Origin of the sequence: Paenibacillus sp. y28, from assembly GCF_037137075.1 — a bacterium.
In the GTDB taxonomy this organism is placed as follows: Bacteria; Bacillota; Bacilli; order Paenibacillales; family NBRC-103111; genus JBBBNV01.
Genome location: NZ_JBBBNV010000032.1, coordinates 1 through 13,033 on the forward strand (window position 1 = coordinate 1; position 13,033 = coordinate 13,033).

Here is a 13,033-nt window from a genome sequence, read left to right on the forward strand (position 1 = left end):
TATGTTCATCAAGTGTAACATAACCCTTGGTAAGATTGCCCTATTACCGTTGGAACTTTTGCGGAATCAAGCACTAGTAAAATATAACAGGAACATGCGTTCTTGTTCATCGAGGCCGGACAGCAAGTCCACGCTTGCGGCATAAGGGGGCATCCGCCCTCAGAACCGGCCGATTCATTTTACCAGTGAAGGTGATTTCATGCGTAAACACAGCAAGAAGCAGCTCAGGCTTTTGTTTTATTTGGTGGCCGTTGCAATAGCGGTTTATATTTTCCCGCAGCTTCATTTAGATGGTGTACGGAATTCCGATGCTTCAAGTGACTACACGCTGATTATGCCTGCCGACCGCTACCCGGAGACGGCGAGGCATATCAAGGAAGCCATCGAGGCGGGAGAGTCCCCGGTCTGTACGATTGACCGCGCAAAGGCCGATGAACGGCGGGGAGAATCGCTGAAGGGCTACCCCACGAGGCAGGGGTACGACCGGGATGAATGGCCGATGGCGATGTGCAAGGAAGGCGGAGCCGGAGCGGATATCCGCTACATCAGCCCTTCCGATAACCGGGGAGCCGGGTCATGGGTTAGCCACCAGCTGGAGAAGTATCCCGACGGCACCCGGGTGAAATTTATCATGGAGTAATTGAAATTGAGTAACAAAACGAAGGTATCTTGCCATTTTTAATTTCATTTTAATGCAGAAGCTTCCTGAAAACCGTTATAATGAAAGGAAGTCTAGTTCGGCGTGAAGTGAGGTGATATCTGTGTTAGGTGATATGTTAGCCCCTACCCATGTGATTACGATTTTGCTTGTTATTCTGCTTTTATTCGGGCCAAGCAAGCTGCCTGAATTGGGACGTGCGGCCGGCATTACGCTGCGCGAATTCAAAAGCGGCATGAAGGGCAAGGAGACGGAAGAAGCCCGCCAGCCCATCAGCCAGCCCTCCGAAGCTGTGGCAGCAGACCAGGAGCACCGTAATTCCATACGCTGATATCGGTCCACAGAAAGAACGGCCATGAATATCCCCGCTGACCTGATCAGTCGGGGATATTTGGCATGGGGCCGCACATTTTGCGCATGACGCAAGACCGTGTGGTTCGACCGACCGCCGTCGTGCAGCAAAGCACCGGGTCGACCGACCGCCGTCATGCAGCGAAACACCGCGCGCTGGGAGCTGCGCGCGGTGCGGAAAAGCGCGCTGCGAAAACAATTCATCTGGGGATTGAACATCCCGCTCCGCTTTTGTACACTGTCATCAATAGCGGGAGGGGCATGAGCTGGAATCGGGCAGCTATTTTCCGTATAGGAGAGAAGCTGGAAGGGGGTAAAAGCTCTTCGAACAAAGCTGTCTGCCTCTCATGCGGCCGAATCGAAAGGGGGCTGACTGCAGATGTCGACTTGGCTAAACATGGTGAGGCGCGCCCGGTTTCGCGGATTGCAGGCGCGAATTGTCATTTTGTTCTCTCTGGTGCTGCTGGTGGCGATTTCTTCGACCGGCTTGCTGTATTATTGGAGCACGATCCGGGAGATTAAATCGCAGACGCTGTCGCTCAGCGAGAACACGGTAGACCAGATGAAGCTGAACATCGGGTTCTTTCTGGAAAATGCGGACCGGCTGTCGATGTCCGTATTCGGGGATTACAGTGTGCAGCGGGTGCTGCGGACGCGGGAATACGCATCGGAGGCTGAGCGGCAGCAGGATGTGAGCGAGATGAATTTCCGCCTGTTGAGCTATTCTTCCCCCTGGAATCAGGTGCAGGGCATGTATGTGTTCTCTACGGACGGGCGGCTGTATTATTCCGTGAAGGGGAAAAGCCCGAGGCTGGATTACCGGATGGAGGATGAGCCCTGGTATCCCGCAATCGCAGCGGGCAGCACGAAAGCGCTTTTATACTGGCCGTCGGGTCCGGAGACGACGGTATACGGGCAGGCTGAGCATGTATTCTCGCTTATTCGACCGATTATTGATTTTCCGGTGGCTAATGTATTGGGGTACATGAAAATTGATATCAAGCTCAAGGGGCTGGAGTATGTGCTCGGACAGGACGAGAACGGGCCGACATCGTTCTCCAGCCTGTACATTGTACGGGAGGACGGCCATGTCATCTATGATCAGCGCGGGGAGCGGAGCGGGATAGACCGCGGGCTGGAGCAGTTCGCCAAGGCGGGCTCCAGCTCGGGAGAGGCCGAATGGGACGGGAGCCGGACCTTGTACGTAACCCGCCCCCTGAAGGGTGTGGATTGGACGCTGGTGGCGTTTGTCCCTTACGACGGCATTGTGCAAAAGATGAACGAGACGGGCAAGGCCACCTTTCTCATCGGAGTGGCGGCGATTGTGGTGGTGGTTCTTATCGCCTATTTTATCTCGGCTGGCATTACCCGGCCGCTGCGGCTGCTGATGCGCAATATGCAGAAGGTGGAGATGGGCAATTTCAAGGTGCGGCTCGATTCGAGCGATAATGATGAGGTCGGGCGGCTGAACCGGATGTTTAACGATATGGTGCAAAATGTGGAGCTGTTGATCAAAGAAGTGTATGAATCCAAAATTCGGGAGAAGGATGCCCGTCTGCTGGCGCTGCAAACCCAGGTTAACCCGCATTTTCTGTTCAATACGTTGAATGTGATTCGGGCCATCAGCCGCAGGCGCGGCGCGCCGGAGGTCGGCGAGGTTATCGACTCCTTGGCGGAGATGTTCCGCTACAGCATGAAGGAATGGGACCGGACGGTGCCGCTGTCCGTAGAGCTGAAATATTTGAATCATTATTTCCGTATTCAGCAGGTCCGGTTTCATTCCAGGATTACGTTCACGGTACACATCCCGCCGGAGTGTATGGACGGTCACGTTGTGAAGCTGTCCCTGCAGCCGATTGTGGAAAATGCGTTTAAGCACGGCGTTGAAATGCTGGAAAGCGGGGCCTGCATTCGGGTGTTCGCCGAGGTACGGGAGGGGCTGCTGCTGATCGGCATTGCCGATAACGGGGAGGGGATTGCCCCGGAACGGCTGGAGCTAATCCAGCGGCGGCTCGCTGCTCCTTCGGGGCTATTGTCCGTCTCCGCCGAAGAAGCGGACGAGACGAGCGGGAACGGCATTGGGCTATTTAATATTGACCGGAGGATGAAGCTGTTTTTCGGGGACGAATACGGAATTCAGCTGGCCAGCGGACCGGAAGGAACGATTGTGACCATGCGGCAGCCATACCTGCCGGGAGGGAGAGAAGCCGGGTGAACGTATTTCTGATTGAGGATGAGGATTGGGTCCGGGCGGACATGGAGCAGCTGCTTGACCGGTATACGGGGCGCCACCGCATTTACGCGTTCGCTACCGGGCTGGAGGCTGTCGATTATGCGGAACATACCGCGCCTGACATGGTGATTACCGATATCCGAATGCCCGGCATCGACGGTCTGGAGACGATCGAACGGCTGCAGGCGCTGGCTCCGCAGCTTTGCTGTATCATTTTGAGCGGCTATGACGATTTCCAGTACGCCCAGAGGGGGCTGAGGCTGGGGGTCAAGGATTTCCTGCTGAAGCCGGTGCCGACGGAGGAGCTGTACCACACGCTGGACCGTCTTCTCAAGGAGCAGGAGGGTACGAGGGAGACGCAGCTTCGCACCCTCAAATATGAGCTGGGCCACATGCTGCGCGGAACCGGCACGGGGCGCGAACCAGGACTGCTGCCTGCGGGCGGGCGCTGGGCGGCAGCGGTCATGCTGCTGGTCAATTGGGAGGCCGCCGTCCCGGCCGCCATGCTTGAAGCGGTTCAATGGACAGCGGCAGCGGGCGATTCGCCGGCCTGCGGGTTAATCCCGGAGCGAGGGCTTGTGCTGGAGGCGGATCACAATGTGTACGTTCGGCTGTGGCCGCTCCTTGCGGAATCAGACGCGGACCTGCGGCAGCAGGCTTACGAATGGCACCGGCAGTGCAGTCGGCTCGGGACCGCGCATACCGTCTTTATCTGTGCTCCGGGCGAGGGGCTGGCGCTGGATAATCTGTACAAGAAGGCGCTAACGAGGCTGGAGGACGGCTTTGTGCCGGGCCGGCCGGCTTTTGCGGACGGCCTGCTGCCGAAGCAGGCGGAGTTCGGCGGATTCTGGGACATGGCCAAAATTATCGAGGTGCACCTGCGCAGCGGAAGCTATACCGAGCTGCGCAAAAGCATCGGGCAGCTTCTATTGTGGCTGCATGAACGGAGGGTGCCGGCGCGGGAGGCGGAGCGCCAGCTGACGAATTTATTGTATGCGCTCAGATTTACAATGCGTGAGCAAGCCGCTCCCTTGGCGGATTTGCCTGAGATCGAGGGGCTGGGCCAGCTGCTGAGGCGGGTGGAGGCGTATAGCGAGCTGGCGCCTTGGCTGGAGGAGCGCTTGACTGCATTAACGGAGCGGGAAGGCGACGGAGTAGACAGCCCGAAGGGCCTCGTTCAGCGGCTAAAAAAGGAGGTCGCCTCCGGCTATGGCGGGAGCGTATCCCTGCAGCTGTTCGCCCAGCGCCATCATATCAGCGTGGGCTACATGTCCCGCCTGTTCAAGAGCGAGACAGGGGTGAATTTCTCCGAGTATTTGACCTCGTACCGTCTGGACAAGGCGCTTGCTCTGCTGCGGGATGAAGCGCTTAGTCTGGGGGATATCAGCGCCCTGGTCGGCTACGAGGACCCGAAATATTTCAGCCACATGTTCAAAAAACGGTTCGGATCGCCGCCGAATCAATACCGGGATAGGAAAAATAGTCCCCCCAATTCCGAAAAATAATCGGCATTCAGCAGCGGATGTAAGCGCTTATACTGAAGGCGGGTTACTTTTACAACGAAAAGGGAGGCGCACTATGCCAGGAAAACAAAAGCAGTGGATCGTTAGCTTGACGGCCCTGATGATCGTCCTAGCCATGCTCGTGACAGGCTGCGGATCGACAAGCGGAGGGAACGGAGCTGCAGGGGGAAGCGAAGGAGCTAAACCGGCCGCAGGCTCCGGAACGGATAAGAACAGCGGATCGGCCGTTGTTCTAAAGGCGTATACGACATCCGGCAGCGAGAAGGAAGCGCTGGATCAGCTGAACCGCAAATTCCATGAGGAGAACCCGGGTATCACGATCGATTTGGAGGTCGCCCCGGAGGATCAATATTCTACCGTCATCAAAACGCGTCTTGCTTCAGGCGATGCGCCGGATTTGTTCACCGTATGGCCGGGCAAGAAGAAGGACCCGTTTGCCAGCGCCGGTTATTTGCTGGATTTGTCCGATCAGCCGTGGGTGTCCCGTCTCCCGGCCGCAGCGAAATCGGTGGCTGAATACAAAGGCAAGGTGTACGGTATGCCTGCGGATCAGCATGTCATTGGCGTCATCTATAACAAGGCGCTGTTTCAGGAGCTGAAGCTGGACATTCCGACAACGTGGGAACAATTTCTGGGCACCGCCCAAAAAATCAAGGATGCCGGCAAAACCCCGCTGGCCGTAGGGTTCAAGGATTTATGGATCACCCAGCTCATCGCCTATCCGATGGCGGCGAACGCGGTTCACCGCGACAATCCTTCCTTTGATCAGCAAATGGCGGAAGGGAAGGCCGATTTCGCCGGTTCGGCCTGGAAGAAGGTCATGGAGGATTATGTAGACCTGAATAAAAAAGGCTATTTCAACCCGGGACTGCTGGGGACGACCTACGATCAGACTGCGCAGATGATCGCCTCCGGTCAGGCCGCCATGGTTGTCAACGGCACGTGGATGATTCCGAATCTCCGTGCGCTCAAGCCGGATTTGAACCTCGGCATGTTCCCGTTGCCGTATACGGATAGCGGCAAGCCGGCCTGGATTTCGGTCGGTCCCGGCGCCTTCTGGGCAGCCAGCGCCAAGACAGCCCATCCGGCGGAGGTCAAGAAGTATCTGGAGTTCATGTCTAAGCCGGAGAACAACAAGGTGTGGCTGAACGGCAAAAAAGCGTTCCCGGTCTTTACAGATGCTTCTGCGGATTTGGACCCGGCGCTGAAGGATATGGAAGGCTACATGAAAGGCGGCGTTTACCCGTTCCTGGATATTAACTGGCCTGCCGGTGTACAGGATACGCTGTTTATGGAAATTCAAAGCGTCTTTAGCGGCGGAGACAGTATTGATACGATGCTGAAGAAAATGGATGAAGCCTACAAACGGGGCAACAAATAACTGACGGGGGCTATTCCATGAACGAAGTCAAAACGGATGCCCGGTCGGTGCCTGTACTCGCTTCCGCCTGGCGATGGCGGAGGCAGATACAGCTGGAGGATGCCGTGTTCCTGCTGCCGGGTGTCCTCATCTATACGCTATTTCTGTGCTATCCCGCGCTCAGCAGCTTCTATTACAGCTTGACTGACTGGGACGGGCTGAGCCCGAACAGCTCTTTTATCGGACTGGATAACTTCACTAGGCTGTGGGAGGATGGCCAATTTTGGCGGACGCTGCGCAATACACTGATTTTTGCGGGCGGACTCGTTATTTTCCTCAATTTGATTGCATTTGCCGTGGCGCTTGCGCTGGATGGGAAAGGACGCCTCCGCCAGTGGCTGCGAGTGCTGTTTCTGGTGCCGACGCTGCTTAGCGGGCTGTCTATCGGGTACATCTGGAGCTACATGTACTCCCCGAACTTCGGCGTCATCAATACCCTGCTGGACAAAGCCGGGCTTGGCTCCTGGAAGCAGGATTGGCTCGGCGATGCGATGCTTGCGCTGCCGAGTGTTATTTTTACTCACCTGTGGCAGTGGACCGGCTTTCATATGATTATTTTTTTGGCTGCCCTGCAGGGCGTGGCCAAGGAGCTGCTGGAGGCGGCGGAAATGGACGGATCCGGACCCTGGCAGCGGCTGTGGCATATTATTATCCCGCAGGTGCGGCCCGCATTTACGATTAGTGTTATTTTGGCGACGATTGGCGGCTTGAAGGTGTTCGACACGATTATGATTATGACGCAGGGTGGTCCGGGCGGAGCGACGGATTCGCTCAGCACGCTAATTTACAGAACGGCCTTTAATTTCAACGATATGGGGTATGCTTCGGCAATCGGCCTGGTAATGCTGCTGTTTATTATGCTCATTTCCATCATCCAGCTGAAGCTGCTTCGCCGGGGAGGGGAAGCATGATGACCGATATGCTCTGGATACGGCTTCCCCGGTGGCTGCTGCTGCTCGTATGGACCGCCATTGTCGTCATCCCGCTGTGGCTGCTGATGGTGATTTCGTTCAAAACACCGGAAGAATTTGCGGCCAGCCCCTTCGGACTCCCGGACCAGTTCCGGTCGGATAATTTCCTGATGTCCTGGAAGCACGCCAATTTGGGACTTGCGCTAAGCAACAGCCTGATTGTCACCGGCGCTTCAATTGCGGCGCTTGTCCTGTTCGGATCGGCCGCTGCTTACGCATTGGCCCGAGGCAGACGGGCGTATCACCGCGTGCTGTATGTTTACTTTTTGCTTGGCTTGATGGTGCCGTTCCAAATAGCCATGATCCCGCTGTACAAGGTATTCCGTTATTTCGACCTCATCAATACGCTGTACGGAGGGACGCTGGCGTATGTGGCGGTGGCTCTTCCGTTTGTCGTGCTGCTGTATTATGAGTTCATCCGCACGCTAACGCCGGATTTGGAGGAGGCGGCCCGAATTGACGGGTGCGGCCGGTACCGATCCTTCGCTCTTATCGTGTTTCCGCTGCTAAAGCCGATTACGGCCACGGTCATTATTACGAACTGCATCAGCATTTGGAACGATTTCATGGTGCCGCTGCTGTTTATGCAGAAATCCTCCGTCCGCACGGTACCCATTGCGATTTACTCCTTTACGGGCGAGTACAATAATCAATGGCCGCTTATTTTCGCGGGTGTTGTTATATCGTCCGTGCCGCTGGTGCTGATCTTTTTGCTGCTGCAAAAGCAATTTATCAAGGGCATGGTGAGCGGGGCTGTCAAAGGCTAGCGTCCCGCGGTCATCCGTTTGGCCCGCTTCGTCCGGCGGACGGCTTGAATACGGGCCGTGAGCCGAGGGCTTCTGTCAGGCTCTCAGGCCGGGCTTCCCCAGGTTGATTGTTTCGCAAGCGATGCTTGGCAAGCCCTGCTTCGGCCGTTGTGTGCCGGGCAGGGCTTTGTTGCTATGCAGGCATGGAATGTTAAAATCATTGCGCTGAAAATGAGAGGCCGCAAGCTGCAGGGGTTATCCCCGTTTTAGCTTCAGTGTAGGCAGCGACGTGCCGTAAATCCGGTTGACTTCCTCATGGAAGTCCTTCAGGGCGTTGTCGTGGCGGGCCAGAAACCAGCGCTTATGATTTTCCAGGTAGGCGTTGCGGTATTCTTCGTCGCTTAAATCAAGCGGAATCCGCTTCATCCGGGGATCGATGCTGTCGAAGCCCGGGAAGGGCTCGGCCAGGCGTTCCTTCATAATCTGCACGTATTCCGGGTTCAGCTCGAAGCCGATGGAATGCCGTCCGAGCTGCTGGCACACCCGAAGCGTTGTTCCGCTTCCCGCAAACGGGTCCAGGATCGTATCGCCCGGGTTGCTGGATGCCAGCACCATCCGCTCCACGAGCCCCTCCGGCTTTTGGGTCGGATGGTTTTTTCTGTTTTTGTTGGAGTAATGAATATGGGAAAATTCCCACACGTTGCCGGGGTTCGCGCCCCGCATGTTGTTCCGGTCCCGGTAAAACTTCTGAGGCACCCGGATATCATCGAGATTGAACGTAAAGTTGTCATTTTTGGTAAACATCAGAATGTCCTCATGGCGTGGGGAAAAGCCTCTCGTCTTGCCCATGCCCTGTGTGTAGAACCATGTAATCCAGCTGTTGAAATACATGCCGAGCTTCTGATCCAGAATGTCGTACAAATACGAAATAAATCGCACGCCCATAAATACGTAAATGGTCCCGCCGGGTTTTAGTACGCGATGGGCCTCCTTCAGCCATTTGTTGGAGAAGCGCACGTATTCGTGAAAGCCGACCAAATCATGATTGTTTCCATAGTCCTTGCCCAAATTATAAGGCGGGTCGGCAATAATTAAATCGATGGAATGATCGGCGATCCGCTTGAACAGCTTCAGGGCATCCCCTTTATAAATAGTTTCCGTCATTTGAGATCCTTTCTCAATAAGAGTGTCCATCAACATAGTAGCATAAATATTGCCAAAAAGTGTATCCCGTTTTTAAACTGTTTGCGGACGGGTCATCCGCCGGTCATCATCGGATTGTCCACCGCCGCTCGCGCCCCCTTGAAACGCCAAAACGCGCGCCAGGGATTGGCGCGCGTTGGAATGGGGGGAAGAGAGAGGGAGCAGCGTCTACCGCTATCAGACAGGCACCTGGCGGCTTCCCCGCTCCATCGGAGACTTGCACAGCGGGCATTGCTTCAAGGCCTGCCGCGCCTCCTTTGCCGTCATGATGCGCGACCAAGCGCTGCATGGCTTGCTTGTACAGATCCAGGCAGGCACGGTTTTGGTCTGCTGTGCCTTGCCTCCTCCTGCATTTCCAGGCGCAGCGGCATCATTCGGCTGCCCTGTACGATTGCCCCCGCTTCCGCTTCCGCTTCCTCCGGAAGCCTTGCCCGCTCCTGCCGCCGAGGGGAAGGCCGACAAAATAAAGCGGGAAATCTCCGCTTTTTTGCCTCTGAATTGAGCGGGAGAGCTGATAATAAGCTCCTCCCGGGCGCGGGTAATGGCCACGTAGGCCAGCCTTCGCTCTTCCTCGACAGCCGTAGCTGCCCTGGTGCCGCGCGGCTGTTTTTTCTCCAAATCGTTCATCCGGTCGGCCTCCAGCGCGGAGCTGTGCGGCAAACTGCCTTCACAGGCGCCGATCACGAAAACAACCGGAAATTCCAGCCCTTTGGACCGGTGGATCGTCATCAGAGCGATCCGGTTCCCTTGCTCCTGATTTAACTGTCCGCCGGAGGCTCCGCTTTTGGCTGTCAGCTCATCGATGTACGCCAAAAAGCTGGTCACTGTGGCAAACCGGCCGGCGGAGGCTTCCAGCTCGTCCAGCGTTTCCTTCAGCTGTTCCTTATGCCGGGTAAGCGGATGCTTGTCCCCCGTCTCAATGTAGGCGTCGTAGAATTCCTTTCGCATCCGGATAATGGCCTCCAGCGGCTTCAGCTGGGGCAGCAGCCGGATGAGCTCCAGTCTTGCTTTTATTTTGGCCAGCTGAAATTCCTTGAGGCCCGGGTAGGCCAGCAGGTGTACGAGCGGGCCTTTTTTTGGCTGCTGCTGCTCCATACGGCGAATGTGCTGCATTCCCTGCTCCCGGTTCATGTACAAGGTCGGCAGCACGCTTTCCATTGCTGCGAAGTCGCGCCGATCCAGCGACAGCCGGAGGTGATCGATGACGGGTTTAACAGCCCAGTGATCATAGAGCAGCTGTCCGTCCCCGTAATCGATATGGGGGATGTCCTGAAGCAGCAGCTGCTCTATGAAGGCGCGGTTGTTGCTGGCCGAACGGTACAGAATGGCGAAGTCCCCATAGTCGCGCCGTCCTTCCTGAATCTCCTGCTCGATGAACTGGAGAATGGCAGCTGCCTCATCATCCGCGTTGCGGGGCCGCATGTATAGCGGCCGCTTCTCCCCGATTTGCGTTGCTTGCAGCGTCTTATGGCGCCGGGCCTGATTATGCCGGATAACCTGATTGCCGAGGCCGACAATGCCGGAGAAGGACCGGTAATTGACGTCCAGCGTTACGACACGGGCGGCGGGAAAGGTCCGCTCGAAGTGTAGAATGAATTCGCTGTGCGCCCCGTTAAAGGAATAAATCGTCTGATCGTCATCTCCGACGACCATCAGGTTGTTCTGCGGGGCGGCGATCATTTTGACAAGCTCATATTGCAGCGTGTTGGTATCCTGGAACTCGTCGACCATCACGTAACGAAACCGGTTTTGCAGCGTTTGCAGCAGATCCGGGCTTTGCTGCAGCAGCCGGTAGGCCTGGAGCAGCACATCGTCAAAATCGATTTTGTCATTTGTGTGCTTCCATGCTTCATAATGGAGAAATATTTGTTTTAGCTGCTGCTCATGGTCCGTTTTGTCCGGCAGCTCCGACACCTCCTGCAGATTCATCTTGTAGGAGGACAGCAGCGACAGCAGGGATTCCGGCTGATATGCGGAATCCTGGATGTTCAGCTCGCGCATCATTTGCTTGAGCAGGATGTGCTGCCTGCGGGTCTCGCTAAAGATGGCTTGCTGATAGCCTTGGCTGCGCAGCAGGTACAGGAAAAAAGCATGAAATGTGCGGGCCTGTACCCGGCCTGCGGAGCGGGCGTTTATTACGGGCAGCTGGACAATCCGCTCCCGCATTTCGGCCGCCGCCTTGCTGGAGAAGGTCAGCAGCAGCATATGGCCCGGATCGGCGCTGCGCACCGAGATAAGGTATCCCGCCCGGCTGATTAGCACCGACGTTTTGCCCGATCCGGCGCCGGCCAGCGTCAGCAGCGGCCCTTCGCCGTGCCGAACGGCCTCGATTTGGGCTTGGTTCAGGTAAAGCCCCTGCTGCTCCAGGGCACGGAAAAAATAAGCGTCCTCCTCGCCGGGACCGACGAGCTGCGCGCTGGTCTGCAGTGAAGCGATGCTGGCCAGGGGAATGGGGCTGCCGGCGGTGCCGAGGGGCCGGGAGTATAAAAACCTAGGTTCCACGATCGATTCACCTTCGATTTGGTAGTATTCTCTTCTAACACTATACCACGGTTCTGTGCTGTCCGCTGAAGCCCCGCCGTGACAGCGGAGCAATTCGATTGGGAATTGGGTGCAATTCTCTTCAGCTTGCTCCCCCGATGATGTTCAGCCTTCCTTCAAAACCCGTTTTTGCCGTTGCAGCGTGCCGCTGCATGACGGCGGCACACCGCATGGCGCGGCTTGTCCACAATCCCGGCTGTATTTGATAGCCTTAATCCTTTATAATTTTAATGTTTCACATCATCCATAAATTGGGTGAAAACCATAGCCGGAGAATATGCTGGGTCGGAGCAGCGCTACCGGTTGCCGTTTCAAACGAATTTTACAATAAGTTATGAAGCTTGACATGTAAAACATGGACGTTGGCGGCGACCGAAGCCCCAATAGCCTGACCTGAATTCGTCCGACTTGACACGGGGCTACCGGGCGGCGTATTCAACGGGTTCCCTTATACCACGTTCTTGCAAAATGTCAGACGGGTGCAAAGGTCCGGCGTAAAAGCCGAAATGTCTTCATTGTCGCCGGCGGCTAGCTGGTTGTGCTTGGCCTGCTTCCTGAATTTGCGGCACTGGCGCCGCCGATTCCGAATCCGGCGCTGGTTTACATGCCAAATATTTCTTGAAGCGCCGCCCTGTTGAACGTATGATGGAGATGTCACCGGCTGCGGGCCGTAGGAGAGCATGAGGACTCGGGCACTCAGCGATAGCGGAGACAACCACTTTTGAGGGAGAGGGGCAGTGTTATGTTTGGAAAGGTAGCGGCGGATATATTCGGTTTGAGCGATCTCGGGTCAGTCATTAAAGCGGAGCATTACGATAAAGTGGATTCCGATGATTACGTTTTGCATGAGGATGGAGAGAAAATCTTTTTCCTGATTAAATCCAAGGCCGACGAATATTGCTTTACCAATCTGGCCTTAATCCATCTGGACGGCACCAGCGCCATCAGCAAGAAGCGTGTGCTGCACCGGTACAGCTATAGCGCGCATAAGCTGTCCGACGTATACTTGGAAACTGCGGGTACGGTAGACCTGGACGTGGAAATAAAATTTACGCTGGGAACGATTTCATTCTCAATCGATGTTCACAAGAAGCATATCGAGGAGCTGAAGGATTTATACAAAGCCCTGATGAAAATTTCGGAAATTACACATGAAAATGACGTATCGCTCGATTATGCGAAGGAAAGCCTGCAGCTTGCCTTCTCCGCACTGGGCAGCATACACCGGCATGAGGGGAATTTAACCGAGCAGTTCGTCGGGCTTAATCAAGCGGCGTTTTCCTGGCTGGTGGATACGCGGAAGCAGTATAAGGTGAAGGATTTCGGAGCTATTTTTGAACGTTATATGAATCAATAGCTTGTGTTGGTGTGGAATGTAAAAGTAAGG

General features: G+C 55.7%; 10 protein-coding genes. 8 read left to right on the forward strand and 2 right to left on the reverse strand.

Annotated elements, in window-relative coordinates; genetic code table 11:
- Positions 1–199 precede the first annotated feature (199 nt).
- From WBG83_RS19420 to WBG83_RS19450, 7 genes are all read left to right on the forward strand, one after another.
- Complete coding sequence (locus tag WBG83_RS19420; protein WP_336746992.1) at positions 200–640, forward strand: NucA/NucB deoxyribonuclease domain-containing protein; 441 nt, start codon at positions 200–202, stop codon at positions 638–640.
- 121 nt (positions 641–761) lie between these two features.
- A complete protein-coding gene (gene tatA, locus WBG83_RS19425; protein ID WP_442955858.1) occupies positions 762–989 on the forward strand; it encodes a twin-arginine translocase TatA/TatE family subunit in 228 nt (75 codons plus the stop codon).
- Between the two features lie 399 nt (positions 990–1,388).
- On the forward strand, positions 1,389–3,224 hold the full coding sequence (locus WBG83_RS19430) for a cache domain-containing sensor histidine kinase (protein WP_336746993.1): 1,836 nt from the start codon (positions 1,389–1,391) through the stop codon (positions 3,222–3,224).
- Entirely contained in the window at positions 3,221–4,747 is a 1,527-nt protein-coding gene (locus WBG83_RS19435) for a response regulator transcription factor (RefSeq protein ID WP_336746994.1), read from the forward strand. The genes WBG83_RS19430 and WBG83_RS19435 overlap by 4 nt, the downstream gene beginning before the upstream one ends.
- 73 nt (positions 4,748–4,820) lie before the next feature.
- Positions 4,821–6,146, forward strand: coding sequence for an ABC transporter substrate-binding protein (locus WBG83_RS19440; RefSeq protein WP_336746995.1), 1,326 nt, complete (start codon positions 4,821–4,823; stop codon positions 6,144–6,146).
- 17 nt (positions 6,147–6,163) lie between these two features.
- Positions 6,164–7,096: a carbohydrate ABC transporter permease gene (locus tag WBG83_RS19445; RefSeq protein ID WP_336746996.1), complete on the forward strand. Its 933-nt coding sequence runs from the start codon at positions 6,164–6,166 to the stop codon at positions 7,094–7,096.
- Positions 7,093–7,923 (forward strand): carbohydrate ABC transporter permease, encoded by an 831-nt coding sequence (locus WBG83_RS19450; protein ID WP_336746997.1) that lies wholly within the window; start codon positions 7,093–7,095, stop codon positions 7,921–7,923. The genes WBG83_RS19445 and WBG83_RS19450 overlap by 4 nt, the downstream gene beginning before the upstream one ends.
- A 234-nt stretch (positions 7,924–8,157) precedes the next feature.
- Here the strand turns inward: WBG83_RS19450 and WBG83_RS19455 are convergent, their stop codons facing one another.
- Positions 8,158–9,066: a DNA-methyltransferase gene (locus WBG83_RS19455; RefSeq protein ID WP_336746998.1), complete on the reverse strand. Its 909-nt coding sequence runs from the start codon at positions 9,064–9,066 to the stop codon at positions 8,158–8,160.
- A gap of 216 nt (positions 9,067–9,282) precedes the next feature.
- Complete coding sequence (locus WBG83_RS19460; RefSeq protein WP_336746999.1) at positions 9,283–11,607, reverse strand: UvrD-helicase domain-containing protein; 2,325 nt, start codon at positions 11,605–11,607, stop codon at positions 9,283–9,285.
- A gap of 781 nt (positions 11,608–12,388) precedes the next feature.
- Between WBG83_RS19460 and WBG83_RS19465 the strand changes: the two genes are divergently transcribed.
- Entirely contained in the window at positions 12,389–13,003 is a 615-nt protein-coding gene (locus WBG83_RS19465) for a PH domain-containing protein (protein WP_336747000.1), read from the forward strand.
- Positions 13,004–13,033: the final 30 nt, after the last annotated feature.